The sequence below is a fragment of the Aeromicrobium panaciterrae genome (assembly GCF_039537165.1).
Classification (GTDB): Bacteria; Actinomycetota; Actinomycetes; order Propionibacteriales; family Nocardioidaceae; genus Aeromicrobium; species Aeromicrobium panaciterrae.
In genome coordinates this window covers 1043205-1069544 of the sequence record NZ_BAAAZZ010000002.1, presented here as the reverse complement: position 1 = coordinate 1069544, position 26340 = coordinate 1043205, and the positions used below count along the sequence as shown (strand labels likewise).

The 26340-nt window shown below is 67.0% G+C and carries 30 protein-coding genes; 19 read left to right on the top strand and 11 right to left on the bottom strand.

Annotation, left to right across the window (positions count from 1 at the left end; genetic code table 11):
• Positions 1 to 2: 2 nt before the first annotated feature.
• A complete protein-coding gene (gene hppD / locus ABD683_RS06005; RefSeq protein WP_344768205.1) occupies positions 3 to 1202 on the bottom strand; it encodes a 4-hydroxyphenylpyruvate dioxygenase in 1200 nt (399 codons plus the stop codon).
• Between the two features lie 120 nt (positions 1203 to 1322).
• Here hppD and ABD683_RS06000 point away from each other — a divergent pair, with 120 nt between their 5' ends.
• Positions 1323 to 1814: an Lrp/AsnC family transcriptional regulator gene (locus tag ABD683_RS06000; RefSeq protein WP_344768203.1), complete on the top strand. Its 492-nt coding sequence runs from the start codon at positions 1323 to 1325 to the stop codon at positions 1812 to 1814.
• An 18-nt stretch (positions 1815 to 1832) separates the two neighbouring features.
• Here the strand turns inward: ABD683_RS06000 and ABD683_RS05995 are convergent, their stop codons facing one another.
• The 5 genes from ABD683_RS05995 to ABD683_RS05975 all read right to left on the bottom strand — a co-directional run bounded on the left by ABD683_RS05995 (position 1833) and on the right by ABD683_RS05975 (position 6212).
• Entirely contained in the window at positions 1833 to 2216 is a 384-nt protein-coding gene (locus ABD683_RS05995; RefSeq protein ID WP_344768201.1) for a hypothetical protein, read from the bottom strand.
• 451 nt (positions 2217 to 2667) lie between these two features.
• Positions 2668 to 3105 (bottom strand): MarR family winged helix-turn-helix transcriptional regulator, encoded by a 438-nt coding sequence (locus ABD683_RS05990; protein ID WP_344768199.1) that lies wholly within the window; start codon positions 3103 to 3105, stop codon positions 2668 to 2670.
• Between the two features lie 12 nt (positions 3106 to 3117).
• Positions 3118 to 4731: an MDR family MFS transporter gene (locus ABD683_RS05985; protein ID WP_344768197.1), complete on the bottom strand. Its 1614-nt coding sequence runs from the start codon at positions 4729 to 4731 to the stop codon at positions 3118 to 3120.
• 108 nt (positions 4732 to 4839) lie between these two features.
• A complete protein-coding gene (locus ABD683_RS05980; RefSeq protein ID WP_344768195.1) occupies positions 4840 to 4995 on the bottom strand; it encodes a hypothetical protein in 156 nt (51 codons plus the stop codon).
• 65 nt (positions 4996 to 5060) lie between these two features.
• Entirely contained in the window at positions 5061 to 6212 is a 1152-nt protein-coding gene (locus tag ABD683_RS05975; RefSeq protein ID WP_344768193.1) for a pyridoxal phosphate-dependent aminotransferase, read from the bottom strand.
• Positions 6213 to 6252: 40 nt separating this feature from the next.
• Between ABD683_RS05975 and ABD683_RS05970 the strand changes: the two genes are divergently transcribed.
• The 6 genes from ABD683_RS05970 (at position 6253) to fbaA (ending at position 11072) form a co-directional block, all read left to right on the top strand.
• Entirely contained in the window at positions 6253 to 7419 is a 1167-nt protein-coding gene (locus ABD683_RS05970; protein WP_344768192.1) for an MFS transporter, read from the top strand.
• Between the two features lie 182 nt (positions 7420 to 7601).
• Entirely contained in the window at positions 7602 to 8279 is a 678-nt protein-coding gene (locus ABD683_RS05965; RefSeq protein ID WP_344768190.1) for a class E sortase, read from the top strand.
• 3 nt (positions 8280 to 8282) lie between these two features.
• Positions 8283 to 8921 (top strand): orotate phosphoribosyltransferase, encoded by a 639-nt coding sequence (pyrE, locus tag ABD683_RS05960; protein ID WP_344768187.1) that lies wholly within the window; start codon positions 8283 to 8285, stop codon positions 8919 to 8921.
• Entirely contained in the window at positions 8918 to 9523 is a 606-nt protein-coding gene (locus ABD683_RS05955) for a TrmH family RNA methyltransferase (RefSeq protein ID WP_344768185.1), read from the top strand. The genes pyrE and ABD683_RS05955 overlap by 4 nt, the downstream gene beginning before the upstream one ends.
• The gene (locus ABD683_RS05950; RefSeq protein WP_344768184.1) at positions 9516 to 9986 is read left to right on the top strand and encodes a GNAT family N-acetyltransferase; all 471 of its coding nucleotides are present in this window, start codon (positions 9516 to 9518) and stop codon (positions 9984 to 9986) included. The genes ABD683_RS05955 and ABD683_RS05950 overlap by 8 nt, the downstream gene beginning before the upstream one ends.
• A 66-nt stretch (positions 9987 to 10052) precedes the next feature.
• Positions 10053 to 11072, top strand: coding sequence for a class II fructose-bisphosphate aldolase (gene fbaA / locus ABD683_RS05945; RefSeq protein WP_344768182.1), 1020 nt, complete (start codon positions 10053 to 10055; stop codon positions 11070 to 11072).
• A gap of 77 nt (positions 11073 to 11149) precedes the next feature.
• On the opposite strand, the gene ABD683_RS05940 is transcribed toward fbaA, so the two are convergent.
• Positions 11150 to 12118 (bottom strand): type IV toxin-antitoxin system AbiEi family antitoxin domain-containing protein, encoded by a 969-nt coding sequence (locus tag ABD683_RS05940; protein WP_344768179.1) that lies wholly within the window; start codon positions 12116 to 12118, stop codon positions 11150 to 11152.
• A 197-nt stretch (positions 12119 to 12315) separates the two neighbouring features.
• On the opposite strand from ABD683_RS05940, the gene ABD683_RS05935 reads away from it, so the two are divergent.
• Positions 12316 to 12729 (top strand): DUF3151 domain-containing protein, encoded by a 414-nt coding sequence (locus ABD683_RS05935; protein WP_344768176.1) that lies wholly within the window; start codon positions 12316 to 12318, stop codon positions 12727 to 12729.
• On the opposite strand, the gene ABD683_RS05930 is transcribed toward ABD683_RS05935, so the two are convergent.
• Together ABD683_RS05930 and ABD683_RS05925 are read right to left on the bottom strand one after the other, a co-directional pair.
• Complete coding sequence (locus tag ABD683_RS05930) at positions 12726 to 13613, bottom strand: diacylglycerol/lipid kinase family protein (protein WP_344768173.1); 888 nt, start codon at positions 13611 to 13613, stop codon at positions 12726 to 12728. The genes ABD683_RS05935 and ABD683_RS05930 overlap by 4 nt on opposite strands.
• A 12-nt stretch (positions 13614 to 13625) precedes the next feature.
• Positions 13626 to 14582, bottom strand: coding sequence for an EamA family transporter (locus tag ABD683_RS05925; RefSeq protein ID WP_344768169.1), 957 nt, complete (start codon positions 14580 to 14582; stop codon positions 13626 to 13628).
• A 39-nt stretch (positions 14583 to 14621) separates the two neighbouring features.
• Here ABD683_RS05925 and ABD683_RS05920 point away from each other — a divergent pair, with 39 nt between their 5' ends.
• From ABD683_RS05920 to ABD683_RS05900, 5 genes are all read left to right on the top strand, one after another.
• Positions 14622 to 15155, top strand: a complete 534-nt coding sequence (locus tag ABD683_RS05920; RefSeq protein WP_344768167.1) for a CGNR zinc finger domain-containing protein — start codon at positions 14622 to 14624, stop codon at positions 15153 to 15155.
• 78 nt (positions 15156 to 15233) lie between these two features.
• Positions 15234 to 16517, top strand: a complete 1284-nt coding sequence (locus ABD683_RS05915) for an adenylosuccinate synthase (RefSeq protein WP_344768164.1) — start codon at positions 15234 to 15236, stop codon at positions 16515 to 16517.
• 22 nt (positions 16518 to 16539) lie between these two features.
• A complete protein-coding gene (gene purD, locus ABD683_RS05910; protein WP_344768161.1) occupies positions 16540 to 17796 on the top strand; it encodes a phosphoribosylamine--glycine ligase in 1257 nt (418 codons plus the stop codon).
• On the top strand, positions 17793 to 19214 hold the full coding sequence (gene purB, locus ABD683_RS05905; RefSeq protein WP_344768159.1) for an adenylosuccinate lyase: 1422 nt from the start codon (positions 17793 to 17795) through the stop codon (positions 19212 to 19214). The genes purD and purB overlap by 4 nt, the downstream gene beginning before the upstream one ends.
• Positions 19215 to 19350: 136 nt before the next feature.
• Positions 19351 to 20211, top strand: coding sequence for a phosphoribosylaminoimidazolesuccinocarboxamide synthase (locus ABD683_RS05900; protein ID WP_344768157.1), 861 nt, complete (start codon positions 19351 to 19353; stop codon positions 20209 to 20211).
• Here ABD683_RS05900 and ABD683_RS05895 read toward each other — a convergent pair.
• Positions 20208 to 21110 (bottom strand): serine/threonine-protein kinase, encoded by a 903-nt coding sequence (locus ABD683_RS05895; RefSeq protein ID WP_344768154.1) that lies wholly within the window; start codon positions 21108 to 21110, stop codon positions 20208 to 20210. The two genes, ABD683_RS05900 and ABD683_RS05895, sit on opposite strands and share 4 nt — an antisense overlap.
• Positions 21111 to 21132: 22 nt before the next feature.
• Between ABD683_RS05895 and ABD683_RS05890 the strand changes: the two genes are divergently transcribed.
• The 6 genes from ABD683_RS05890 to purQ all read left to right on the top strand — a co-directional run bounded on the left by ABD683_RS05890 (position 21133) and on the right by purQ (position 25725).
• Positions 21133 to 21681: an RNA polymerase sigma factor gene (locus ABD683_RS05890; RefSeq protein WP_344768153.1), complete on the top strand. Its 549-nt coding sequence runs from the start codon at positions 21133 to 21135 to the stop codon at positions 21679 to 21681.
• 66 nt (positions 21682 to 21747) lie between these two features.
• Positions 21748 to 22422 (top strand): hypothetical protein, encoded by a 675-nt coding sequence (locus ABD683_RS05885; RefSeq protein ID WP_344768151.1) that lies wholly within the window; start codon positions 21748 to 21750, stop codon positions 22420 to 22422.
• A 275-nt stretch (positions 22423 to 22697) separates the two neighbouring features.
• Positions 22698 to 24269: a long-chain-fatty-acid--CoA ligase gene (locus ABD683_RS05880; RefSeq protein WP_344768149.1), complete on the top strand. Its 1572-nt coding sequence runs from the start codon at positions 22698 to 22700 to the stop codon at positions 24267 to 24269.
• A 9-nt stretch (positions 24270 to 24278) separates the two neighbouring features.
• Positions 24279 to 24794, top strand: a complete 516-nt coding sequence (locus tag ABD683_RS05875) for a hypothetical protein (RefSeq protein ID WP_344768146.1) — start codon at positions 24279 to 24281, stop codon at positions 24792 to 24794.
• A gap of 20 nt (positions 24795 to 24814) precedes the next feature.
• Positions 24815 to 25057 carry a phosphoribosylformylglycinamidine synthase subunit PurS gene (purS, locus tag ABD683_RS05870; RefSeq protein WP_344768144.1) on the top strand — a complete coding sequence of 81 codons (243 nt, stop codon included), beginning with the start codon at positions 24815 to 24817 and terminating at the stop codon, positions 25055 to 25057.
• On the top strand, positions 25054 to 25725 hold the full coding sequence (purQ, locus tag ABD683_RS05865) for a phosphoribosylformylglycinamidine synthase subunit PurQ (RefSeq protein WP_344768141.1): 672 nt from the start codon (positions 25054 to 25056) through the stop codon (positions 25723 to 25725). The genes purS and purQ overlap by 4 nt, the downstream gene beginning before the upstream one ends.
• A gap of 60 nt (positions 25726 to 25785) precedes the next feature.
• Here the strand turns inward: purQ and ABD683_RS05860 are convergent, their stop codons facing one another.
• Positions 25786 to 26334 (bottom strand): YdeI/OmpD-associated family protein, encoded by a 549-nt coding sequence (locus ABD683_RS05860; RefSeq protein WP_344768139.1) that lies wholly within the window; start codon positions 26332 to 26334, stop codon positions 25786 to 25788.
• Positions 26335 to 26340 lie beyond the last annotated feature (6 nt).

The window sequence follows — 26340 nt, the reverse complement described above, 5'->3', positions numbered from 1 at the left end:
TCCTAGAAGTTTCCTCGCTTGGCCTGCTCGCGCTCGATCGCTTCGAAGAGCGCCTGGAAGTTGCCTTTGCCGAAGCCTAGTGAACCGTGGCGCTCGATGAGCTCGAAGAACACCGTCGGGCGGTCGCCGATCGGCTTGGTGAAGATCTGCAGGAGGTAGCCGTCCTCGTCACGGTCGACCAGGATCCCGCGCTTCTGCAGCTCCTCGATCGGCACCCGGACCTCGCCGATGCGCTCGCGCAGCTCGGGGTCGGTGTAGTAGGAGTCAGGCGTGTCGAGGAACTCGATGCCGGCGGCGCGGAGGCGGTCGACGGTGTCGAGGATGTCGTTGGTCGCGAGCGCAAGGTGCTGGGCGCCGGGGCCGCGGTAGAACTCGAGGTACTCGTCGATCTGCGACTTCTTCTTGCCGATCGCCGGCTCGTTGAGCGGGAACTTCACCCGGTGGTTGCCGCTGGCGACGACCTTGCTCATCAGGGCGCTGTATTCGGTCGCGATGTCGTCGCCGACGAACTCGGCCATGTTGGTGAAGCCCATGATCCGGTTGTAGAAGTCCACCCACTCGTCCATGTGGCCGATCTCGACGTTGCCGACGACGTGGTCGAGGGCTTGGAAGATCCGCTTCGGCGCATCGGCCGGACGGACCAGACCGGAGCGGCGCTCGACGTAGCCGGGCAGGTAGGGGCCGGAATACTTGCTGCGGTCGACGAGCGAGTGACGGGTGTCGCCGTACGCGGCGATGGCCGCCGTACGGACCGTGCCGTGCGCGTCGGTGACGTCGTGCGGCTCCTCGAGGATCGTGGCGCCCTCCGCGCGGGCGTGCTTGATGCACACGTCGACGTCGGGGACCTCGAGGGCGATGTCGATGATGCCGTCGCCATGGGCGCGGTGGTGGTCGAGGATCGTGCTGTCGGGGTCGACGCCGCCCTTGAGGACGAAGCGCACGGCACCGCTCTCGAGGACGTACGCGTGGTGGTCGCGGTTGCCGGTCTCGGGACCGGAGTAGGCGACGAGGTCCATGCCGAATGCCGACATGTAGAAGTGCGCGGACTGGGTCGCGTTGCCGACGGCCCACACGACGGCGTCCCAGCCGGTGACGGGGAACGGGTCGGACTTGGTGTCGTACTCGACGAGGCCGACGAGCTGCTTGAGCTGGTCGAGGTCGAGCTCGGCGAGGCGTTCGGAGTCGGTGAGATCGATCGTCATGGCCCTAGGTCACCGCATCGGCCGGTCGATGAGCAAGCGAGCCAGTCAGAGGTGGTCAGTCATGACACCTGAGCGGAGTAGGATGGCGCTCAGGTAGTCATGGTGTCTAGGAGTGGTGTCATGGATCAGCTGGATGTGGCGCTCGTCGAGGCGATGCGCGAGAACCCCCGCGTGGGTGACCTCGAGCTGTCGCGGATCACCCGGGTCGCCCGTGCGACGGTCCAGTCACGGCTGTCCAAGATGGAGGCGGCCGGGATCATCACGGGCTACGGCCCCGACATCGACCTCGTCGCGGCGGGACATCCGGTGCTGGCGTTCGTCACGCTCGAGATCGCGCAGGGTTCGCTGGACGCCGTGACGGAAGAGCTCGACTCGTTGCCCAACGTCCTCGATGCCTATGTCACCAGCGGCACGGCCGACGTCGTCTGCAAGATCGCGGCCACCTCGCACGAGGACCTCCAGGCGGTGCTGCTGCACATCAGCCAGTCGGGTTCGATCATCCGGTCGACCAGCGTGATCGTGCTGTCGGAGCTCGTACGTCCCCGGATCCTGCCGATGCTCCGCAAGGGCGCGACGGCGACGCCGAGCCGCGCCCCGGCCTACCGCGACTGACTCAGGGCTCGAGGGCACCTAGTCGCCGTCAGAGACTCGCGAGACGTGGCCGTTCGGAAGGGACAGGTACTCCGTCCACGACGTGGCCCCGCCAGAGGTCCATCCGATCTTGCATAGGAAGGGTCCCTCTACCTTGCCTGCGGAGATGTTCCCGGCAACCGTCCACTCAAGTCTGTCGTTTCCGTCGAACGTTGCGTGATGCGCCGAGACCGTTGGAGTATCAGCGCCGGCGAGCTCGCGATCCGCCGACTCGATGCACTGAGTGACCGCGTCGCTACGAGTCACGTCACCGTGCAGAAATCTGCTCAACCCGGTGTCTCGTAAGGGTCCCGTCGCCAGGCTGTAGCCGAGAGCGACAAAGATCGCTCCTCCGAGAGCCACTCCCGCTACGCGTCTCTTCACGTTTCGCAGCGTAGATGAAACCGTGAACTGGGTGACGGCGTTGATTGCACGCAGGGACGTGAAACCATGTCTCATGGTGATCACGAGGTGACGAATGAGCAGATGGAACCCCAGAACTCCGTTTTCGGCAGTCTGCTGGTGCTCGTGTTGCGAGGGTTCCTCCTGTGGGTCGTTGTACCCGTGGCGGCAGTCGTCTGGCTGGTAGCTGCTCGCCCGCATCGCAAACGTGGAGTCACGTTCGTTCAGTACCTTGGTTGGGTCGACCTGAACCTCATTGCGTTCCTGCAGCGCGGGCCACTTCGGCCCGTGGTCCGCCGGCCGGCCCGATTTGTACCGTCAACTGACATGCCGTCTGTAACTCACCGACTCCGGGTCATCGACCCCGTGTAGGAGACTGCCAAGTCCGCGTGTGTTGACGCGCCGGGGTGGTTCGCGTCCTACCGCGACTGACTCAGGGCTCGAGCGAGGCGTTGTAGCGGGCGAGGAACTCCGCGAGCTGCTCAAGATCCTCGGCCGACCAGTCGCTGAGTCGCTCGATGAAGTCGGAGCGACGTTGCTTGGCCAGGGTGTCGACTCGTTCCTGCCCCACGTCGGTGAGGCTCACGGACTGTGCTCGTCCGTCGTGGGGATCGATGCTGCGCGACACCAGGCCGAGCTCCTCGAGCTGGGCGATCTGCCGGCTGACGGTGGCCTTGTCAACGCCGAACGCCTCGACGACGTCCTGGGCGCGTACGGTCCCGTTGTCGAAGATGAAGAAGAGCACGCTGAATGCCGGGGCCGAGAGCTGGGGGTCGATCGTCTGCGCGTTCTCGATCGACATGCGCCGGACTCGATGCACGACGGTGCGGACCTCACGCTCGATGTCCCACAGCGCGTCCTGCTTGGTCATGACCCTCGCCTCTCAGGGTGCCAGGGACTCTCCCTGCACCATCAGCTCATCTTCTCGCGCAATGGTGTCGCGTAGTGGGACTTCACGTATGAGAAGAATCGCCACGAGGGCAAGGACCGCGAACGGCATCGCGAGCAGGAAGATATGGCCGGTGGCAGTGGCGAACGCGCCCTCGACGATCGGGCGGATCTTCTCGGGCAACGTGCTCATGTCGGGAATGTCGGTGCCGCCGGTGCTCGTGGGCGGGGTCGCGCCGATCCGGTTGAACCCGTCACTGATCCCGGAGCTGACCTTGTGCCCGAGGGCCGTACCCAGGGCCGAGACTCCGATGGAGCCGCCCATCGTACGGAAGAACGCGACCAGCGAGCTGGCGGCGCCGATGTCGGCCTGGGCGGCGTTGTTCTGCACCGACAGGACGAGGTTCTGGTTGACCGCGCCCATGCCGATGCCGAGGACGGCCATGAACGCGCCCACCGTGAACAGGCTGATGTCAGGGTCGATCGTGCTGAGCAGGCCGATGCCGATCACCATCATGGTCGCGCCACCGACGAGGTAGCGCTTCCACCTGCCGGTCGAGGCGATGAGCCGTCCCGAGGTGATGCTCGAGACGAGCAGTCCGCCGACGAGGCACAGCGTCATCAGTCCCGCGTGTGTCGGGGACATGGCGCGGGAGATCTGGAAGTACTGCACCAGGAAGACCGTCGAGCCGAAGAGGGCGACGCCGACCATGATCGAGGCGAACACCGCGAGGCTGGTGGTGCGATCGTTGAACAGGCGGAGCGGGACGATCGGTTCCTGCACCTTGCTCTCGGCATACACGAACGCCGCGAGCAGGAGGAGCCCGAGCGGCACCATCCACGCGGTGGTGGCGGATGCCCAGTCGAACTGGCTGCCGGCCAACGACACCCAGATCAGCAGGATCGAGACGCCGCTGGTGATCAGCAGCGCGCCGACGTAGTCGATCTTCACGTCACGCTTGATTGTCGGCAGGTGCAGGGTGCGCTGCAGGACGATGAACGCGGCGACGGCGAACGGGATTCCGACGAGGAAGCACCAACGCCACGAGTCGCCCGACATCGACCCGGGGAGGATGTCGCCCAGCGACGTGGCGTCGACCAGCACGCCGCCGATCAGCGGGCCACTGACGGTGGCGACGGCGAAGACCGCGCCGAGCAGGCCGAAGTAACGGCCACGCTCCCGCGGCGACACCATGCTGGCGATGACGATCTGGACCAGGGCGGTGAGTCCGCCCATCCCGACGCCTTGCAGCAACCGGGCGCCGATCAGCACACCCATGTCGGGCGCAATGGCGGCGACGACCGACCCGGCGACATAGATGACGAGCGCGGCCTGCGTGAGGAGCTTCTTGCTGAACAAGTCGGCGAGCTTGCCCCAGATCGGCGTCGTCGCCGCCATGGTGAGCAGCGTCGCGACGACGACCCAGGTGTAGCCGGCTTCGCTGCCGTGCAGGTCAACGACGATCCGGGGGAGCGCGGTCGACACGACGGTCGACGAGAGCATCGCGACGAACAGGGCGAGGAGGAGGCCGGAGAGTGCGAGCAGCACTTCGCGGTGGGTCATCGGAGCGTCGGTGGGCTCGCGAGTGGTCTGTAGTTCGGTGGTCACGGGGAGTTCCTTCAAGACGTACGTGCGGCGCGACCTGATGCGCGCGGGCAGTCGTCACGACTGGCGAACCTGCTCCGCAACCCTATCCCACTTAGTTGCGTCATGCAACTAAGTGGCCAACGGTCCGTCCGTGATCTGCGTCTCCACGCGCTCGGAACCAGTGCTGAGCTCGCTGCCGCGGACGCGCTCCCCGGAGGCGTTGCGCAAGCGGTTGTGGGCGATCTTGTCGAGGATCGCCTCGGCCCTTTCAGCGACTGTCTCCATGACTCAAACCTAGGCGTCAGGGGTGACAGTTTTCGGGGTGTTTCGGTGGCGATCAGATGGCCATTTCATGACAGCGCCGAGAGCCGCTCGAGGGCCTCCGCGATGACCTCCGGGCGCTTGCAGAACGCCCAACGTACGAGGGGCGTTCCGGCCTCGACGTCGTCGTAGAACACCTGGTGCGGGATCGCCACGACTCGGGCGAGCCCCGGTAGTGCGCGGCAGAACTCGATGCCGTCCTTGAACCCGAGCGGCCGGATGTCGGTGGTGGCGAAATAGGTGCCCTCCGGCACGAACACGTCGAAACCCAGCGATGCCAGGCCGTCGCAGAGCAGGTCGCGCTGCCCCTGCAGGCGGGCGACGAACGACGAGAAGTACGCATCGTCGAATCCGAGCGCCTCGGCGATCGCGGGCTGCAACGCCGAGCCCGACACGTACGAGAGGAACTGCTTGACCCCGAACATCGCCCGCACCAGTGCCGCGGGCCCCGTGCCCCAGCCGATCTTCCAGCCGGTGAAGGAGAAGCTCTTGCCGCCGCTCGAGATCGTCAGCGTGCGCTCGCGCATCCCGGGCAGCGTCGCGATCGGGATGTGCGGCACACCGAACGTCAGGTGCTCGTAGACCTCGTCGCTGATCACCACCAGGTCGTTGTCGCGCGCCACGTCGGCGATCGCGTCGAGCTCTTCGCGGTTGAGGACCGTGCCGGTCGGGTTGTGCGGGCTGTTGAGCAGGATCGCGGTCGTACGCGGTGACACCGCAGCCCGCAGCTCGTCGATCGGCAACCGGAAGTCGGGTGCACGCAGCGTCACGGGCCGGCGGACGCCACCGGCCATCTGGATCACCGCGACGTACGAGTCGTAGTAGGGCTCGAGCACGATCACCTCGTCACCGGGATCGACGAGTCCGAGGATCGCCGCGGCGATCGCCTCGGTGGCGCCGGTCGTGACGACGACCTCGGTGTCGGGGTCGATCGTCAGCCCGTAGAACCGCTGCTGATGAGCCGCGATCGCCACCCGCAGCTCGGGCACGCCGATGCCCGGCGGGTACTGGTTGCGGCCGCTGCGCATCGCGTCCGCCGCCGCCTCGATGACCGACGCCGGACCGTCCGTGTCGGGGAAGCCCTGACCGAGGTTGATCGAACCCGTACGCAGGGCCGTCGCGCTCATCTCGGCGAAGATCGTGGTGCCGAGCCCGGCGATGCGGGCGCTGGAGGTCTTCACGGCACCGACGATAGACCCGCTGAGCACCTACGATTGCGCGGTGACTCCAGCACTGGCGCGCACGCGCATCTCCGTCGCCGCGGGCTTCTTCCTGCAGGGGCTGGTGTTCGCGTCGATCGTGACGCAGACCCCGCGCATCAAGGACAAGTTCGACCTCGGCGACGGCGGGTTGACCGGGATCCTCGTGATGGTGGCGGTCGTGTCGGGTGTCGGCTCGGTGATCGCGGGCATGATCGCGGAGCGCCGTACGAGTGCCGCCGCATTCAAGCTGGCACTGGCGACGATCGGGCTCGGTGCCCTGCTCGTCGGGCTCGCGCCGAACCTCGGACTGCTGCTGGCTGCGTTCGTCCTCTACGGCCTCGGCGTGGGTGGTGTCGATGCCGGCATGAACATGCAGGGCGTACGGGTGCAGAAGGCGTACGGCCGCAGCATCATGGCCAACTTCCACGGCATGTGGTCGGTCGGCGGCATCACCGGAGCGCTGTATGCGTCGGGAGCCGCGAAGGTCGACCTGCCGCTCGCGCTGTCGCTCTTCTTCGTCGCGGTGGCGGTCTGGGGCGTCGTGCTCTGGGCATCGCCGGCGTTCATCGAGGCGCAGGAGCACGACGCCGGTCTCTCCGCGAAGGGCCTCGACCTGCCGTGGCGCCCGATCCTGGTCTTCGGGCTCGTCATCCTCCTCTTCTATGCGGCCGACACCGGAATCCTGACCTGGAGCAGTGTCTACCTCGAGGACGCACTGGATGCCACCAAGACCGTGGCGCCGCTGGCGTACGGCGCCTACCAGGCGGGTGCGCTGGTCTCCCGTTTCGGCGGCGACTTCCTCGTACGGCGCATCGGTGCACCTGCGGTGGTCGGCGTCGGTACGACTGTCGGCATCCTCGGGCTCGTCACGGTCGTCTCGGCCGCCGTGCCGTTCATGGCGATCGCCGGGTTCTTCGTCGCCGGCCTCGGACTCGCGATCCTCGCGCCGATGGCGTTCGCCGCGCTGGCGGGCGCCGTCCCGGCGGCGTCGCTCGACGTCGCGATCGCCCGGATGAACATCGCCAACTACGTCGGCGCGATCCTCGGTGGCGGCCTGATCGGCGCCGCGGCAACCGCCGATCATCTGCGCTGGGCGTTCGTCATCCCGTTGGTGCTGATCCCGATCGTCCTGCTGACGGCACGCAGCTTCCGTACCGCCGATCCCGACGCCGTCGACGCAGTCTGAGACCTGCTCAAGACATAAAGTCGCCCCACCGTTCTCGGGGGGTGAAACGGTGGGGCGACAACAGGCGCCAACAGCCAGAGGCGCATTGACCCTGCAGGAGAAATGCTACGCGACCGGGCCAACCGCGAACCGGGTTTTCAGGAAATAGTCGCAACGGAGATCGAGATGCGAGAATTGTGGCCATGACAATGACTCTGACCCCGCAGAGCCCGCAGAGCCCGCAGAAGTCGACCGGTCGACGGATCGTCACCGCGTTCGGAATTCTCCTGATCCTCGCGGGCCTCGGCATGCTGGCCTACATCGCCTGGCAGTACTTCGGCACCAACATCGTCTCGAAGCACAAGCAGGAAGAGGTCAAGCAGCACATCGCCGAGGACTGGGGCAAGGGACTCGACAGCGACGCCATCGGGCTGCTCCGCGTACCGCGGTTCGGAGACACCTACGAGCAACCGATCGTCAAGGGGTTCAGCAAGGACGCGCTGGCGCGCGGAGTCGGCTGGGACACCAAGGGTGCCAAGCCCGGCGAGATCGGCAACTTCGCCATCGCCGGTCACCGGGTGACCCATGGTGAGCCGTTCTCGAAGTTCCCCAAGCTCAAGCGCGGTGACCTCGTCTACATCGAGACGCGCACCGACATCTACACCTACAAGCTGCGCAACGGCGGCAAGAGCATCACGGTCGACTTCACCCAGGGCTGGCCGCTGCAACGCGTCCCCGACCCCAAGGCCGCCGGAGAGCGACCGACCAAGGCGGTGCTGACGATGCTCACCTGCTCCGAGCTGTTCCACACCCGCAACCGCAACGTGGTGATCGGCGACCTGATCGAGACGGTCCACAAGGCCGACGACCCGGCCACCTGACGGATGCACGACTACCAGCGCGAGTTCATCGAGTTCAGCCTCGACCACGAGGTGCTCCGCTTCGGCGAGTTCACCTTGAAGTCGGGCCGTACGTCGCCCTACTTCTTCAACGCCGGACTCTTCAACACCGGCGAACGCCTCGCCGAGCTCGGCCGGTTCTACGCTGCCGCGATCGTCGACCTCGATTTCGACGTGCTGCTCGGCCCGGCGTACAAGGGCATCCCGATCGCCTCGGCGACGGCGGTGCAGCTCGCCGTACGGCACCAGCGTGACGTCCCGTGGTGCTTCAACCGCAAGGAGGCCAAGGACCACGGTGAAGGCGGTCTCGTCGTCGGATCCCCGCTCGAAGGGCGGGTCCTCGTCGTCGACGACGTCATCACCGCCGGCACCGCGATCCGCGAGGTCATGGAGCTCATCGACGGCGTCGGTGCGCAGATCGCCGGCATCGTCGTCGCGGTCGACCGGCAGGAACGCGGCAAGGGTGACCTGTCGGCGATCCAGGAGGTCGAGCGTGACTTCGGCGTCACCGTCTCCTCGATCGTGACGCTGAGCCAGATCATCGAGTACGTCGAGGAGACCGGGCGGCACGGTGAGCACCTCGACGCCATCCGGGCCTACCGCGACGAGTACGGCGTGGCGTGACCGAGCCCGACCTGCCCGGTGTCGGACCGTGGGAGGGCGAGTGGCCCGCAGGTGATCACTACGACCCGGAGCTGCTGCGGGAGGGCGACCGGCGCAATGTCGTCGACCGCTACCGCTACTGGTCGCTGGAGGCGGTCGTCGCCGACCTCGACCTGCGCCGTCATCCGTTCCATGTCGCGATCGAGAACTGGCAGCACGACTTCAACATCGGCTCGATCGTGCGCACCGCCAATGCGTTCGCCGCTGCCGAGGTGCACATCATCGGCAAGAAGCGGTGGAACCGTCGCGGCGCCATGGTCACCGACCGCTACCAGCACGTACGGCACCACGCCACCGTCGATGACTTCGCCGCCTGGGCGCGTGACGCCGGGCTCGCCGTGATCGGCATCGACAATGTCGACGGCTCTGAGCCGATCGAGACCGCGGTCCTTCCGCGCGAGTGCGTGCTGGTGTTCGGGCAGGAGGGTCCGGGGCTGAGCGACGAGGCGCGCAAGGCCTGCGAACGCACGCTGTCGATTGCGCAGTTCGGGTCGACTCGGTCGATCAATGCCGGTGCCGCCGCCGCAATCGCGATGCACACCTGGATCCGCGCGCATGTCTGACGTCACGCTCGAGCTGGTCGATCCCGGGTCCGAGCCGGCACGCCGTGCGGTTGCGGCCTACCTGCGAGAGCTGGACGAACGATTCGAGGAGGGCTTCGACGCGTCGGAGGCCGACGGCGACGAGGAGAAGTTCAGCGGCGACAAGGGACGCTTCCTCGTGGCTCTCCGCGATGGTGACGTGGTCGTCGGCTGCGGTGGCCTCACGACGCTCGACGACGGTGTCGCTGAGATCAAGCGGATGTGGGTTGCCCAAGAGGCACGGGGTCAGGGGCTCGCCGGGCGGATCCGACGCCGGCTCGAGGAGTGGGCGGTCGAGCTCGGGCACGACGTCGTACGCCTCGACACCAACCGCGCACTGACCAATGCCATCGAGATGTACCGTGCGGCCGGCTATGTGGACATCGAGCGCTACAACGACAACCCGTACGCCGACTTCTGGTTCGAGAAGCGCCTCACGTCCTAGGTGACTCGCTGGTAGGTCGGCGGACTGGGATACTGAGGTCACCACCGCCACCACACAGGAGTACGAATGCCCGTCGCGACCCCCGAGATCTACGCCGAGATGCTCGACAAGGCCAAGCGCGAGTCGTTCGCGTACCCCGCCATCAACGTCTCGTCGTCGCAGACGCTGCACGCCGCGCTCCAGGGGTTCGCCGAGGCGGGCAGCGACGGCATCGTCCAGGTCTCGACCGGTGGCGCCGAATACATCTCCGGCCCGACGATCAAGAACATGGTCACCGGTTCGATCGCGTTCGCGAAGTTCGCCGAGGAGGTCGCCGCCAGCTACCCGGTCAACGTCGCCCTGCACACCGACCACTGCCCCAAGGACAAGCTCGACGGATTCGTACGCCCGCTGCTCGAGCTCTCGACCGAGCGGGTGAAGTCCGGCGGACTGCCCTACTTCCAGTCGCACATGTGGGACGGCTCGGCGATCGAGATGGACGAGAACCTCGAGATCGCCAAGGAGCTGCTGGCCAAGGCCAAGGCGGCCAAGGTCATCCTCGAGGTCGAGATCGGTGTCGTCGGTGGTGAGGAAGACGGTGTCGTCGGCGCGATCGACGAGAAGCTCTACACGTCACCCGAGGACGCTCTCGCCACCGCTGCCGCACTCGGCCTCGGCGAGAACGGCCGCTACATGACGGCGCTGACCTTCGGCAACGTGCACGGCGTCTACAAGCCCGGTGGTGTCACCTTGCGTCCCGAGATCCTCAAGCAGGCCCAGGAAGTCGTCGGCGAGAAGTACGGCGTCGACAAGCCGTTCGACCTGGTCTTCCACGGCGGATCCGGATCGTCGCCGGAGGAGATCTCGGCAGCCGTCGACTACGGCGTCATCAAGATGAACGTCGACACCGACACGCAGTACGCGTTCACCCGTCCCGTCGCGGCGCACATGTTCTCCAACTACGACGGCGTGCTCAAGGTCGACGGCGAGGTCGGCAACAAGAAGGCCTACGACCCTCGCGCCTGGGGCAAGGCCGCCGAGGCCGGCATGGCTGCCCGCGTCGCCGAGGCCTGCGAAAACCTCCGCTCGGCCGGCACCAAGCTTTGAGTCCCAAGATTCCCAGCAGGTCCCTCGAAGCTGGCACTCCACCACTGTTGCAACAAGGGTGGAGTGCCGGTTTTCTGTCAGGCGATGATCGTCCGGCCGTACGTCGACCGTGACCGTCCGAGGTCGGCCTTTACGCGGTAGGCCGTCGCTCTTGCGACAGTGGCGTCGAGATCAGCCCAGGTCAGCCGCGTCAATCCCCACATCTCAGCTCGCACCAGGTCTTCGCGCTTCTTCTCCCCGAAGACCGTCGCGAAGCCTGCGTCGCCGAAGGTGCCGTCGTACTTGATTCGCCCGTCGAACTCGGCAAGGTGGCGATACAGCTCCCACGCGAAGTCGGTTCGCGCGATGATATGGCCGTCTCGACCGACGACTCGAAATTGCAGGTCGGGCGACGGAATGCCGGCACGCCAGAAGAGGTGTCGGGCCCGAGATTCGCCTGGAGACTCCGAGCGGCCGTCGGCGAGGCTGAGTGCGAGACGTGCAGACCGTGAACCCTGCCAATGCGCGAAGCTCCCAGCGACCTCCAGGAGTCCTTCGTGGCTCACCAATCCATCGTGGAGCGCGGCGTCCACGGTGACCAGTCCAGACTCGGACTCTCCCGCACAGGCGACCTCCCACACGGTGCGCGCCGGTTTCGCGGTGAGTACGCCGTCGACTTCAACGATCTGCGTGTCGTCGATGTTGCCAATGTGATGACTTACGCCGGCCTCATGACGCCCTCGCTTGCCGTCGCGACGTGTCAGCTGAACCTCCATGAGGTCAAGGCCCCAGACCGGCATCCCGTGCATGAGCGCTGCTGACTGGTGGGTCAGCACGACGCCGTCGCCGAGTCGGTGGGCGACGGCGCGGCATCGAATCAAGTGCTGCTTCTCCGGAGTGAGCGGTTCGTACGTGGCGGAGAGCGCGTACAACCCGGGGCCGATCCGGGTCAGCAGATCGATGGCGCGTGCTGCGCGTATGTCTCGATCGTCATAGCCGCAGTCGAGGATCTCCGGGCGGGTGATGTATCCACGCAGCTCGGCGCGAGTCATGAGGTCGATGTCCATGCTGGCCAAGGTCTGTCGGTGACGCGTCCGGTGGGGAGCATCTGCGGGGTGCTGTGAACGAGACAGTCGACGAAAATCGTCTGTGGAAAGGTGATCTGCGGACAGGTTTCTGGCACTCCTGCCATGTTGCAACGAGGGTGCGGTGCCGGTTCTCGGGGACCTGCTGGGAATCTTGGGACGGGTGGGAGGATGAGCGCATGACGAACCTCTTCGGTGAACCGCCCGAGACCCTGTTGCCCGAAGACCCCGGTGCCGTTTCCCTGGCGGCCGGCGACGACCCCAAGAACGTCGCCGCGCTCCATCCCGACTCGGCCGATGCGTGGATCACGCTGTCGGAGCTCGCACTGGCCGACGGGCTCGACCTCGAGGGATATGCGTTCGCCCGTACGGGCTACCACCGCTCGCTCGACCTGCTCCGCCGCAACGGCTGGAAGGGTCACGGCCCGCTGCCCTGGGCGCACGAGCCCAACCGCCCGTTCCTGCGTTCGCTCGCCGCGCTGGCCGACGCTTCTGAACGGTTCGGCGATGCGGGTGAGGCTCAGCGTTGCCGCGAGTTCCTCCACGAGTCGAGCAAAGAGGCGTACGAAGAGCTCGTCGCACCGAAGGGCTAACGCCACATCCGGATGGCGGCCGCCTCGAGCCTCCAGGAGTGCTCGGCGGCGGGTTGGGTGAGCTCGCCGTCGCTGGTGCAGGGGAGTGGGTCGCCGACGACCGTCACGGTCGTTCCTTGGCGATAGACGACGTCGGCATGCTCGTGCTGGTCACCCTTGCTGAGCTTCCACGCGTACGCGATGCGGCGGTGGCGACGGCCGGCGTACGTGACCATGACGTCGAGCAGGCCGTCGGCCGGGTCCGCCTCCGGGAGCAGCGCGGCACCGCCTCCGACGAACCGGCCGTTGCCGACCGCGAGCTGGATGACCGAGCCGTGCGGGAGCAACGGTTCGCCGTCGATCGTGATGCGCAGCTTGGCGCCGGTCGTAGCGATGCCCTTGACGCTGGCGATGAGCGCCCCGGCGACGTAGCCGATGGGACCGAGGACCTTCTTGAGCGGTCGGGCGACGATGGCCGCCTCGGCGCCGATCCCGATGTGTGCCACGTTGATGACGATCTGATCGTCGCCGTCGATGATCAGGTCGATCGGCTCGGGGTTGTCGGCAACGATGACCTCGGCGGCAAGGGCCGGGTCGTCCGGCAGGCCGAGCGTCGCCGCAAAGTCATTGCCTGTGCCGAGCGGCACGAGCCCGATGACCAGCGAGTCGAGCCGATTTGCCTTGCGAATGGCAGCGACCACGGCATGCAGGCTGCCGTCGCCGCCAAGCACCACTACGCCGCGGATCATCGGGTGCGACTCCAGCGCCTGATCGAGGTCTTCTGGGCTTGAGGTCCTCACCAGCTCGACGTCGGACGTCGTTCGCAGTGCTGCGATCGCGACGTCAACCGACTCGTCGTCGGCGCTGCCCGCGTTTGCGTTGGCTATTGCTAGGAGGGTCTGCATGAGACCGCCACTCTAGACAAGCAGCGGATGTTCCTTGGGTTCGCCGAGCTTCACGAAGACGACACCGGCCAGGATCAGCGCTCCACCGAGAAGCTGGATCGCACGCGGTGCCTCGTCGAGCAGCAGCCAGGCGAACACGACGCTCGCCACGGCCTCACCGAGCCCGACGAACGCGGCGAGTCGAGATCCCAAGCGGCGGGTCGCGGCGATGCCGAGGACGTACGCAATGGCGGCGGTGACCACGCCGAGACCAGTGACGGGCAGCCACCACGGGACATCGGCACCGGCAAGGCGAACGTCCGAGGTCGACGTCGCCAGCGGCACGATGCCCACGAGCCCGGCGACCAGCAGCACGACTCCCCCCACGACCAGTCCGCCGGCCGCGAGCACGATGCCGGGCAGGCCGTTGTCTTCGTCGGCCGAGATGATCCAGTAGAACGCGGCTCCCGCCATCGCGAGCAGGGCCCACATGATGCCGAGCGCGTCGACGTCAGCGCCTGACACGAGGTCGAGCACAAGAACGAGCCCGCCCAGAGCGACGCAGGCCCCGACAACTGTCAGACGGCTGGGCCGCTGCGCATGACGGAGCCACAACCACATGATCACGGCGACCGGAGACGTGAACTCGATCAGGATCGCGACGCCGACCTCCATGCGGTCGACCGCGTTGAAGTATGCGAGCTGGCACCCGGCGACGGCGATCCCTCCGTACGCGACGAGCAGTCCGGCGTTCTGCCGCAGCAGACCCCATCGGCCGCGGAGCGAGATCGCAGCAGGCACGAGCAGGACGGCGGCGGCGATCAGGACGCGGGCAGTCACCGCGGAGCCGGCAGACCATCCCGACTCGATGAGTGCCTTGGCGAACGGGCCCGACAGTGCGAACGACATCGCCGACAGCACGGCCAGGGTCAGCCCGGCTCGCAGGCGCGAGGCAGGGACTCTGGCGATGTCATGGGTCAACGCGGTCATGGCACATGACACTAGAGCCCGGCAATGTAAGGTGTCAACATGGTCTTCACCGATGACACGGAAGGTGCCTTGGTCTCGGCCGTCGAGCTCGCGAACTCCGCCGAGCCACCCGAGTCGATGCTGACGACCGCCGAGCTGGCGGAGTTCTTCACCAGGCACGGCTACACCGGCACGCTGGTCGGTGACCAGGCCGAGCTGGACGCCGTACGCGCACTGCGATCCGCGCTCCGTACGCTGCTGACCAGCTCGCGCGACGACGCCGTGCCGATCGTCAACCGCATCCTCGACGACGCCGAGGCGGTGCCACGACTCGTACGGCACGGCGACACCGACTGGCACCTGCACGCCACGGCCGACGACCGACCGCTGCACACCCGGATCGCGGTCGAGACGGCCATGGCGATGATCGACGTCATCCGCGCTGACGAGCTCTCGCGCCTCGGCACATGTGCGGCCAGCGACTGCGACGCGATCGTCCTCGACCTTTCACGCAACCGGTCGCGGCGCTTCTGCAGCACGACGTGCGGCAACCGCGAAGCGGTCGCCGCCTACCGCGCTCGCCAGTCGCAGTGACGGTTGTCAGCGGCTAGACTGCACCAGTAAGAGCCCCGTCAAACCGGGGCTTGTCGCATGTGAGGGTGGTGCAATTCCATGCCTGCAGTGGTGATCGTGGGAGCCCAGTGGGGCGACGAGGGCAAGGGCAAGGCGACAGACCTGCTCGGTAGCCGCGTCGATTACGTCGTGAAGTTCAACGGCGGCAACAACGCCGGCCACACGGTCGTGATCGGCGACCAGAAGTACGCCCTCCACCTGCTGCCCAGTGGCATCCTCAGCCCCGGCTGCATCCCCGTGATCGGCAACGGTGTCGTGGTCGACCTCGAGGTCCTGTTCCACGAGATCGACGGCCTCGAGGAACGCGGCATCGACACCTCGCGGCTGGTCATCAGCGCCAACGCCCACGTGATCGCCGACTACAACCGCACGCTCGACAAGGTCAACGAGCGGTTCCTCGGCAGCCGCAAGATCGGCACGACGGGTCGCGGCATCGGCCCGACGTACGCCGACAAGATGAACCGCCTCGGTATCCGCATCCAGGACCTGTTCGACGAGAAGATCCTGCGCCAGAAGGTCGAGGGTGCCCTCGAGCTCAAGAACCAGATCCTCACCAAGGTCTACAACCGTCGCGCCGCCAGTGCCGACGAGATCGTCGAGGAGCTGCTGTCGTACGTCGAGCGACTCCGCCCGATGGTCGCCGACACCGCACTGGTGCTGCACGAGGCACTGGCCGCTGACAAGACCGTGCTGCTCGAGGCCGGTCAGGCGACGCTGCTCGACGTCGACCACGGCACCTACCCGTTCGTGACGTCCTCGTCGGCCACCACGGGCGGCGCCTGTACGGGCTCCGGCATCGCGCCGACCGCGATCACCCGGGTCATCGGCATCGTCAAGGCCTATGCGACCCGCGTCGGCGAAGGCCCCTTCCCGACCGAGCTGTTCGACGACGACGGCGAGCAGCTGCGCAAGAACGGCGCCGAGTTCGGCACCACGACCGGTCGCCCGCGTCGTTGTGGCTGGTACGACGCGCCGATCGCGCGCTACGCCGCCCGCATCAACGGCGTCACCGACTTCGTCCTCACCAAGCTCGACGTGCTGACCGGCTGGGAGCAGATCCCGGTGTGCGTCGCGTACGACGTCGACGGTGAGCGGGTCGACGAGATGCCGATGACGCAGACCGGATTCCACCACGCCAAGCCGATCTACGAGTTCTTCCCCGGCTGGACCGAGGACATCTCCGCGGCCCGCACGTTCGAGGACCTCCCCGAGACGGCGCAGGCGTACGTCCTGGCACTCGAGGGGATGTCGGGCGCGCGGATCTCGACGATCGGCGTGGGTCCGGACCGCGAGCAGACGATCGTCCGCCACGACCTGCTCTGACTCTCGCCGATAGGGTCGAGACGTGAAGACACTGGTCATCGGTACGGGCGGTCGCGAGCACGCGCTGGCGTTGTCACTGTCGCGCGATCCGCAGGTCACCGAGGTGCACGCGGCACCCGGCAACCCGGGGATCGCCGCCGTCGCAACGCTGCACGAGGTCGACCCCGACGATGGCGAGGCAGTGGCTGCTCTTGCGCAATCGCTGGGCATCGACCTGGTGGTCGTCGGGCCGGAGGCGCCGCTGGTCGCCGGGGTGGCGGACGCCGTACGGGCTGCGGGCATCGCGTGCTTCGGGCCGAGCGCCGCTGCCGCGCAGCTCGAAGGCTCGAAGGCGTTCGCCAAGCAGGTGATGGCCGCCGCCGAGGTGCCGACCGCCATGGCGCACGTGTGCGACTCGCCCGAACAGGTCGAGGCCGCGCTTGATGCGTTCGGTCCGCCTTACGTCGTCAAGGACGATGCCCTCGCCGCAGGCAAGGGCGTTGTCGTCACGGAGGATCGCCAGGCCGCGATCAACCACGCCGCCGCGTGCGGCCGGGTCGTGATCGAGGAGTTCCTCGAAGGCCCCGAGGTGTCGTTGTTTGCCATCACCGACGGCGAGACCGTGCTGCCGCTGCAGCCCGCCCAGGACTTCAAGCGCGCATTCGACGGCGACGAAGGACCCAACACCGGGGGCATGGGTGCCTACACGCCGCTCGACTGGGCACCCGACGACCTCGTTGCCGAGGTGACGCGGCGCGTGCTGGTCCCGACCGTGCAGGAGATGGCGAAGCGCGGCACCCCGTTCCAGGGTCTCCTCTATGCGGGCCTCGCCCTGACGAGCCGCGGCACCCGGGTCATCGAGTTCAACGCTCGCTTCGGCGACCCCGAGACCCAGGCGCTGCTGGCCGTGCTCAAGACGCCGTTGTCGGCGCTGCTCAACGGTGCCGCCACCGGAACGCTCGGCGAGGTCGGCCTGCCGCAGTGGCACGATGCGTCGGCCGTGACGGTCGTGATGGCGTCCGAGGGCTACCCCGAGTCACCGCGCAAGGGCGACGAGATCCTCGGCATCGAGGCCGCCGATGCGCTGGAGGGCGTTGACGTGATCCACGCCGGTACGGCGATCATCGGCGGTGAGCTCGTCACCGCCGGCGGACGCGTCCTGTCGGTCACCGCGACCGGCGCCGACCTCGCCCAGGCGCGCGAACGAGCGTACGCCGGAGTGGCCGAGATCAGCTTCGACGGCGCCCATGCCCGTACGGACATCGCCCAGGCGGCGGCGGATGGGACAATGAAGGGGTGACCACCCCCAACGTTCTGGCCAGTCGCTACGCATCGCCGGAGCTCGCGCGCATCTGGTCGCCTGAGCACAAGATCGTCCTCGAGCGCCGGCTGTGGATCGCCGTGCTCACGGCGCAGAAGGATCTCGGCGTCGAGACGCCCGACGGTGTCATCGAGGCGTACGAGTCCGTCATCGACCAGGTCGACCTCCAGTCGATCGCCGACCGCGAGAAGGTCACTCGCCACGATGTGAAGGCCCGCATCGAGGAGTTCGCCGCGCTGGCGGGTACCGAGCACATCCACAAGGGCATGACCTCGCGCGACCTCACCGAGAACGTCGAGCAGCTGCAGATCCGCGCGTCGCTCGAGCTCGTCCGCGATCGCGGCGTCGCCACGCTGGCGCGCCTCGGCCGCCTCGCGAGTGAGCACGCCGAGCTGGTCATGGCCGGGCGCAGCCACAACGTCGCGGCCCAGGCCACCACGCTGGGCAAGCGCTTCGCCACGATCGCCGACGAGCTGCTCGTTGCGATGGAACGCCTCGACGACCTGATCGCGCGCTACCCGCTGCGCGGCATCAAGGGTCCGGTCGGCACGGCTCAGGACCAGCTCGACCTGCTCGGGGGTGACGAGGCCAAGCTCAACGAGCTCGAGCAGCGCGTCGCCCGCCACCTCGGCTTCGACAAGGTGCTCACCAGCGTGGGCCAGGTCTACCCGCGATCGCTCGACTATGACGTCGTCACGGCGCTGGTCCAGCTCGTCGCGGCACCGTCCAACCTCGCCACGACGATCCGCCTGATGGCCGGCAACGAGATCGTGACCGAGGGGTTCAAGCCCGGCCAGGTCGGCTCCAGCGCGATGCCGCACAAGATGAACACCCGCTCGTGCGAGCGCGTCAACGGGCTCGCGGTGGTCCTGCGTGGCTACGCGTCGATGGTCGGCGAGCTCGCCGGCGACCAGTGGAACGAGGGCGACGTGTCCTGCTCGGTCGTACGCCGGGTCGCGCTGCCCGATGCGTTCTATGCCGCCGACGGACTGTTCGAGACGTTCCTGACGGTGCTCGACGAGTTCGGCACGTTCCCCGCGGTCATCCAGCGTGAGCTCGACCGCTACCTGCCGTTCCTCGCCTCGACCAAGGTGCTGATGGCGGCGGTCCGCAACGGCCGCGGACGCGAGACCGCGTACGACGCCGTCAAGCAGCACGCCGTGGCGGTCGCCCTCGAGATGCGCGAGAAGGGCGCCGCCGAGAACGACCTGTTTGCCCGCCTCGCGGCCGACGAGCGACTCGGCCTGTCGGAGTCCGATCTCGCGTCGCTGGTGGCCTCGCCGATCGACTTCACCGGTGCGGCCGTGAGCCAGGTCGCCGCTGTCACCAAGCGCATCGAGGAGCTGGTCGCGGCCAACCCCGAGGCCGCTTCGTACGCGCCCGGCTCGATCCTTTGAGCCAGCCCGATCCACGCCACCGCTACATCGGCCTCGTCGTCGCGGCGGTGGTCGTGATCGCGTCGGTGCTCTATCACGTCGACTTCTGGAACGACTTCAGCAACTGACGTCCCGACGACGCCGATAGGCTGACTCCGTGCCACTCGACATCCCCGGAGCCCGCCACATCCACTCGGGCAAGGTGCGCGATCTCTACGACACCGAAGCGGGGCTGCTGATGGTGGCGTCCGACCGCATCTCGGCGTTCGACTTCGTGCTCAGTCCCGGCATCCCCGACAAGGGCGAGCTGTTGACCCGGATGTCGCTGTGGTGGTTCGAACAGCTCGAGGACATCGTGCCCAACCACATGATCTCGACCGACGTGCCCGATGCCGTACGCGGTCGCGCCGTGATCTGCGAGAAGCTCGAGATGTTCCCCGTCGAGTGCGTCGTACGTGGCTATCTGACGGGCTCGGGACTGATCGACTACAACGCGACCGGCGAGGTGTGCGGCGTGGCTCTGCCGCCGGGTCTCGTCGACGGCGACCGGCTGCCCGAGCCGATCTTCACGCCGGCGACCAAGGCCGAGATGGGCGAGCACGACGAGAACGTCTCGTTCGACGCGGTTGTTGACACGATCGGCCTCGAGTCCGCCAGCGCTCTGCGCGACCTGACGCAGCAGGTGTATGCCCGCGCGGAGGGCATCGCCCGAGAGCGCGGCATCATCCTCGCCGACACCAAGCTCGAGTTCGGCGCGCGGGCAGACGGCACGATCGTCCTCGCCGACGAGGTTCTGACGCCCGACTCGTCACGCTTCTGGCCCGCCGACGAGTGGCAGCCGGGACGGACGCAGCCGTCGTACGACAAGCAGTTCGTCCGCAACTGGCTGCTCTCACCCGAGAGCGGCTGGGACAGGGCCAGCAACACCCAGCCCCCCGACCTGCCGACCGACGTCGTCGCCAAGACGCGGGAGCGCTACGTACAGGCCTACGAGCAGCTGACCGGCCTGACGTTTTAGCGGACGACGTACCAGGTCGCTGCTGCTGAGGCGCCGAAGACCAGCACTGCCAGCGTGATCAGCAGTGAGGGCGACACCTCACGGCGGATGCGTGTCACGTTCTTGGCCTTGGTGCCGCCGGCAACCTGCTCAAGCGCATCGGCGAACGCCGCCGCGGATGAGGGTCGATCGACGGGCCGCGTCGCCAGTGCCGAGGCGAGCAGGTGGTCGAGGGGCCGCAGGCCTGCGCCGTCGAGCTTCGGTGGGCGGCTGTCGACCGGACGGCTCAGCAGTGCGCCAGGGTCGCTGACGTCGAACGGCTGCTTTCCAGAGACCAATTCATACGTCACCGCGCCGAGCGAATAGACGTCGGAGCGGGCATCGATCGTGTCACCGCGGGCCTGCTCCGGTGCCATGTATGCGGGGGTGCCGGTCGTGACCGTGACGCCGCTGGCCTCGGCGATCCGCTTGGCGCTGCCGAGATCGGCGACGAGAACGCGTTCGTCGTTGCCGACCAGCAGGTTGCTCGGCTTGATGTCGCGGTGCAGGACGCCGGCGTCGTGGAGTACCTCGACCGCACGCGCGGAGTTGATCGCCAGATGCATCGCGTCGTCGACGGTCAAGGCCGACTTCACCCGATCCGCAACGGTGCCGCCCGGCACGAAGTCCATGACGAAGTAGGGGCGGTCCTCGTGGGTGCCGATGTCGTAGACGCGGATGACGCGTGGGTTGTCGATGCGACGAAGGAGGCGGGCCTCGGAGAGGAAGCGCTCGCGTACGTCGGCGTGATGGGCCCAGTTCTCGGCGAGGATCTTGATCGCCACGGGGATCTCGAGCTCGGTGTCGAAGCCGCGCCACACGGTCGCGAAGGCGCCAAATCCTTGTACCTCTTCAAGACGGTAGCGCCCGATCTGCTTCATAGGGCTTCAGTATGGTCGAACCATGGAGGCTGAGGGGGAGCTGGTCGAGCGAGCACGTGCAGGTGATGCCTGGGCGATGGAAGAGCTGCTGACCCAGATCAGGCCCCAGGTCGTACGACGGTGTGCACGGTTGCTGCCGCACACCCTCGACGCAGAAGAGGCGGCACAGGACGCACTGCTGTCGATCGCGACGCATCTCAAGGACTACAGCGGCAGCGGCTCCTTCATGGGCTGGGTGACCGTCATCGCATCCAACTCGGCGCGGCAGACCTACCGCACCCTCAAGCGGCGCTTCGCCGAGCGCAGCGTGGGAGAGATGCCGGTCGCTCCGGACCCTCGAACCACCAGCGTCATCGCCGGAAGTCGCATCGACCTGCTGGATGCGATCGAGGCGCTGGAGCAGGCGCACCCGGAGACGGCCGAGGCGTTCGTGCTGCGCGACATCGGGTCGTTGCCGTACGAGGAGATTGCCGAGCTGACTCAGACACCGCTCGGCACCGTCAAGGCGCGGATCCACACCGCGCGTGGATTCGTCCGCGGAAAGCTGGGCACAGATGTCGACAACTTTTGAGAGCATTCATGCATCTCTGAGTGTGACGGCGGCTCCACGGGGAGCGCCGAGAACCAGGAGATCGTCATGAAGCAGCAAGTCGCCGCCGGCATACTGGCGGTCAGCATGATCGGCGGAGTCGGTACGGGTGTGGTGGCCCATCAGCTGCGACCCGATGACGACAACGCCAAGCCGAACGCCACGGCATCGACGACCGCGACGACGCCGGCGCCGGACAAGGTGTCGGAGAGCCCGGCGACACAGACAGTGGCCCCGCCGGCAGCACCGGTGCTGCAGCCCGCCAGCTCCCTGCGGATCCTGCCCGGCCAGGTCGGTCCCGTGAAGGTCGGTATGACGAAGGCCGAGGCGTATGCGACGGGCTACTTCGACAAGGATGTGCAGAGCAAGAACTGCGACGCCGTAGAGCGCCTTCAGTGGAAGCCGGCCTACCAGGGCACCTTCGACATCTTCACGCTCGATGACGGTGAGGTGTCGGCGATGGGGATCTTCAAGGCCGGGCCGCGAACGCGTTCGGGACTGCAGATCGGCAGCACCTACAAGGCCGTCAAGGACGTGCTCGGTGAGGAGTCGCAGCCCATGGAGGCGGGCTACAGCCAGACCGGTCTCTTCGTGAACGAGGGAGACAGCTGGATCGGCTTCCTGTTCGACGGTGATCCGGACACGATCTCCGACAACGCCAAGGTCGTGTTCATCGAGGTCACCCGTGGCCGGCTCCCCGACCTGATGCGCGACGGCTGCTGAGGCGCGCCGAGGCCCCCAACCCTGTGCGGGTTGGGGGCTTCCTTCACTACCCGTACGACGTCGTCAGTGCCAGCGCGATGCTGAGCATGCCGAGTGCGACGAATGCACACACCGCGATCACGATCGGCAACGGATCCTTCTGTCGTGCAGCCATGCGCATCTCCCTGTCGTTGGTTCGTTCACGTCAGAGATGCGCGGACGAGCGAAAAAGTTGCGCGGCACGGCCAGCATGTGGCCGATAGGGTGAAGGCCCCGTCACACCTGAGGAGCGCATCGTGGGCACTAGCTCGTCTTCCAACCTGGCCGTCCTGTTGGAGAAGTCCGCCGCCGAATATCCCGACCGCACGGCGATCGTGTTCGGCGACACCCGGCTCACCTACGCGCAGGTCAACGGCGCCGCCAACCAGGTCGCCAACCTGCTGGTGTCGCGCGGCATCAAGCCCGGCGACAAGGTGGCGCTGTCGTGCGCCAATCTTCCGTACTTCAGCACGATCTACTACGGGATCCTCAAGGCCGGCGCCACCGTCGTACCCCTCAACATCCTGCTCAAGGGCCGCGAGGTGGCCTATCACCTGTCCGACTCCAACGCGAAGGCCTACTTCGCGTTCGAGGGCACGCCGGACCTGCCGATCGGTGACGCCGCATGGGAGGGATTCCAGGCCACCGACTCGTGCACCGAGTTCTTCCTGATCAAGCTCGACTCCGCCCAGCCGGCACCGCTGAGCCCGCCGGAGTTCTTCTCGCCGCTGGTCGCCGAGCAGCCCCCGACGTTCGACACGGTGGAGACCGATGACGACGACACCGCCGTGATCCTCTACACCTCCGGTACGACGGGCCAGCCCAAGGGCGCCGAGCTGCGTCACCGCAACATGCGCGACAACGCTCTGAGCGGCGCCGCGCTGTTCGGTGCCGATGCGGCCAACCCCGACACGTACCTCTGCGTGCTGCCGTTGTTCCACTCGTTCGGCCAGACCGTCATCCAGAACGGCGGGTTCGCGTACGGCGGCACCGTCGTGATGCTGCCGCGCTTCGACGCGCAGGCCGCGATCGGGCTCATGCTCAAGGAGAAGGTGTCGTTCTTCGCGGGCGTGCCGACGATGTACTGGGGACTGCTGGCCGCGCTCGACGAGTCGGTCGACGTCACGCAGCTGGCTGCCAACCTGCGCGTCGCCGTGGCGGGTGGCGCGGCGCTGCCGGTCGACATCCACAAGCAGTTCAAGGAGCGCTTCGGCGTCACGATCCTCGAGGGCTACGGCCTGTCGGAGACGTCACCGGTCGCCAGTTTCTCGCGCTTCGGTGAGGAGCCGCGGGTCGGCTCGATCGGCCTGCCGATCCCCGGCGTCGAGATGAAGCTCATCAATGATGACTGGTCTGAGGTCGAGGACGGTCCTGACGCCGTGGGCGAGATCGCGATCAAGGGTCACAACGTCATGAAGGGTTACTACGCCCGGCCCGAGGCCACGGCCGAGTCGATCAAGGACGGCTGGTTCCGTTCGGGCGATCTGGCCAAGAAGGACGCCGACGGCTTCTACTACATCGTCGACCGGTCGAAGGACATGATCATCCGCGGCGGCTTCAACGTCTATCCGCGCGAGATCGAGGAAGTCCTGATGGAGCACCCGGCCGTCTCGCTGGTCGCGGTCATCGGCGTCCCGCACGACTCGCACGGCGAGGAGATCAAGGCGTACGTCGTCAAGAACAAGGACCACGACGACGTGTCCGAGGCCGACCTGGTGGCGTGGGGCAAGGAGCAGTTCGCCGCCTACAAGTACCCGCGCGAGGTCGTGTTCATCGACGAGCTGCCGATGACGTCGACGGGCAAGATCCTCAAGCGCGAGCTCAGCTGACATCTGTCCATGGCTGAGAGCGGCGCCTTCCACATCAACCCCGACACGGGTCGGCCCAACCAGTGCCCGGACCCGCTGAACTGTGAGTTCGGCGGCGCTGACTTCCATTACGAGTCGAGGCACGACGCCGAGGTCGCGTGGAAGGCGCGTCAGCTCGAGCGCGGGATCATCGCCTACCGCTCAGTCATGCAGAAACAGGAGCGCAAGGAGGAGGAGCTGACGCTCCAGGCGCTGCGCAAGAAGGCACAAGGCGGAGCCAAGAAGGTGTCCTGGGGTGTGGTGCGGTCCCTGATGGTCAAGAACCTGTCCAAGTACCTCGTCAACTTCGCCGGGCTCGTCGTGTCCTACCTCGTCGTCTCGGGGCAGTGGCTGTCCAAGGACTGGGGTCCGCGACTCCTTCCTGTCCTGGCGACAGTGGCACTGATCGGCTTCTCGATCTGGTTCGGCATCCGGATCTACAAGGGCAGCCGCAAGACGGTTCGTGTGGTGAAGAAGAAGCGTCAGGCGCGCAAGGTCTCTCACTGATCGGCCGATAGACTTGGCGCATGCCCCGCGTCATCGTTGATGTCATGCCGAAGCCCGAGATCCTCGACCCGCAGGGCAAGGCGGTGCACGGAGCGCTTCCGCGGCTCGGCTTTGACGCGGTGACCGACGTACGCCAGGGCAAGCGGTTCGAGCTCGAGGTCGCCGCCGCTGACGAGGCCACGCTGGCCGAGGTGCACAAGATCGCCGAGACGCTGCTCTCCAACCCCGTCATCGAGGACTACGCCGTCAGGGTCTCCGAGTGAAGATCGGCGTCGTCACGTTCCCGGGATCGCTGGACGACACGGATGCGCAGCGCGCCGTACGTATCGCCGGTGGCGAAGCCGTCGCCCTGTGGCACGGAGACCACGACCTCAAGGGCGTCGACGCCGTCATCCTGCCGGGCGGGTTCTCGTACGGCGACTACCTCCGTTGCGGGGCCATCGCCCGCTTCGCACCCGTGATGACCGAGGTGATCGCGGCGGCCGAAGGTGGCATGCCGGTGCTCGGTATCTGCAACGGCTTCCAGATCCTGTGTGAGTCACACTTGCTTCCCGGCGCACTGATCCGCAACGATCACCGCCATTTCATCTGCCGCGACCAGACGCTCAAGGTCGAGAACGCCGACACGTCGTGGACCTCCGACCTCAGCGTCGGCCAGGAGATCGTCATCCCGCTCAAGAACGGCGAGGGCGGCTTCGTCGCCGATGCCTCGACCGTCGAGCGGCTCGAGGGGGAGGGGCGGGTCGTGTTCCGGTACGTCGACGTCAACCCCAACGGCTCCGTCAACGACATCGCCGGCATCACCAACGACCGCGGTAACGTCGTCGGCCTCATGCCCCACCCCGAGCACGCAGTAGAAGACCTCACAGGCCCGGGAACGGACGGCCTCGGCCTCTTCACCTCAGCCCTCAAGGTCCTGACGGCCTCCTGAGCTGAGCGGGTGTGGGGCGGTGACCCTTGCACCTTTCCCTCGTGCTGGTGGGTGCGTCAGTCACCGCTTGCCGAGCCGGGCTACCTCACGGGCGAGGATCTTGGCTCGGCCTTCTGGGGTTCGGGCTTTCAGGAGCTGGAGGATGATCGCGTAGCGCTCGGATCGGCCGAGCGCGTCATACGCTGCACGAGCTACCGGGTCTGCGTCGAGGGCGGCGATCAGGTCGGGCGGTGGCTCGGCTGTGCTCTGGGGTTCGTAGGCCGAGTTCCACCGACCATCAGCCTTGGCCTTCTCGATCTCGGCGAAGCCGGCCGGGAGCATGCGGCCGGCCGCGATCAGCACCCCGGCCTTGGCGACGTTGACCTGCGACCACGAGCTGGTGGGACGGCGCGGGCAGTAGCGCTGCAGGAACGAGACTTCGTCGTTGCCGCGCCGCTGGCCGTCGATCCAGCCGTGGCACAGCGCTACATCGAGGGCATCCGAGATGGAGATGGTCTCGAGCCCCGAACCCTTCTTGGCGATGCGCAGCCACGCCTCGGTCTGGTCGCCCTGATGCTCCTGGAGCCAGGACGACCACGCCTCGGCGTTAGGGAAATCGAGGACGTCCATCCCCAA

Bases quoted from the DNA above. Each gene is read 5' to 3' on its own strand.
- hppD (WP_344768205.1), bottom strand. From the start codon at position 1,202: ATGACGATCGATCTCACCGACTCCGAACGCCTCGCCGAGCTCGACCTC.
- ABD683_RS06000 (WP_344768203.1), top strand. From the start codon at position 1,323: ATGGATCAGCTGGATGTGGCGCTCGTCGAGGCGATGCGCGAGAACCCC.
- ABD683_RS05990 (WP_344768199.1), bottom strand. From the start codon at position 3,105: ATGACCAAGCAGGACGCGCTGTGGGACATCGAGCGTGAGGTCCGCACC.
- ABD683_RS05980 (WP_344768195.1), bottom strand. From the start codon at position 4,995: ATGGAGACAGTCGCTGAAAGGGCCGAGGCGATCCTCGACAAGATCGCC.
- ABD683_RS05965 (WP_344768190.1), top strand. From the start codon at position 7,602: ATGACAATGACTCTGACCCCGCAGAGCCCGCAGAGCCCGCAGAAGTCG.
- pyrE (WP_344768187.1), top strand. From the start codon at position 8,283: ATGCACGACTACCAGCGCGAGTTCATCGAGTTCAGCCTCGACCACGAG.
- ABD683_RS05950 (WP_344768184.1), top strand. From the start codon at position 9,516: ATGTCTGACGTCACGCTCGAGCTGGTCGATCCCGGGTCCGAGCCGGCA.
- fbaA (WP_344768182.1), top strand. From the start codon at position 10,053: ATGCCCGTCGCGACCCCCGAGATCTACGCCGAGATGCTCGACAAGGCC.
- ABD683_RS05940 (WP_344768179.1), bottom strand. From the start codon at position 12,118: ATGGACATCGACCTCATGACTCGCGCCGAGCTGCGTGGATACATCACC.
- ABD683_RS05935 (WP_344768176.1), top strand. From the start codon at position 12,316: ATGACGAACCTCTTCGGTGAACCGCCCGAGACCCTGTTGCCCGAAGAC.
- ABD683_RS05930 (WP_344768173.1), bottom strand. From the start codon at position 13,613: ATGCAGACCCTCCTAGCAATAGCCAACGCAAACGCGGGCAGCGCCGAC.
- ABD683_RS05925 (WP_344768169.1), bottom strand. From the start codon at position 14,582: ATGACCGCGTTGACCCATGACATCGCCAGAGTCCCTGCCTCGCGCCTG.
- ABD683_RS05920 (WP_344768167.1), top strand. From the start codon at position 14,622: ATGGTCTTCACCGATGACACGGAAGGTGCCTTGGTCTCGGCCGTCGAG.
- ABD683_RS05915 (WP_344768164.1), top strand. From the start codon at position 15,234: ATGCCTGCAGTGGTGATCGTGGGAGCCCAGTGGGGCGACGAGGGCAAG.
- ABD683_RS05895 (WP_344768154.1), bottom strand. From the start codon at position 21,110: ATGAAGCAGATCGGGCGCTACCGTCTTGAAGAGGTACAAGGATTTGGC.
- ABD683_RS05890 (WP_344768153.1), top strand. From the start codon at position 21,133: ATGGAGGCTGAGGGGGAGCTGGTCGAGCGAGCACGTGCAGGTGATGCC.
- ABD683_RS05885 (WP_344768151.1), top strand. From the start codon at position 21,748: ATGAAGCAGCAAGTCGCCGCCGGCATACTGGCGGTCAGCATGATCGGC.
- ABD683_RS05875 (WP_344768146.1), top strand. From the start codon at position 24,279: ATGGCTGAGAGCGGCGCCTTCCACATCAACCCCGACACGGGTCGGCCC.
- purS (WP_344768144.1), top strand. From the start codon at position 24,815: ATGCCCCGCGTCATCGTTGATGTCATGCCGAAGCCCGAGATCCTCGAC.
- ABD683_RS05860 (WP_344768139.1), bottom strand. From the start codon at position 26,334: ATGGACGTCCTCGATTTCCCTAACGCCGAGGCGTGGTCGTCCTGGCTC.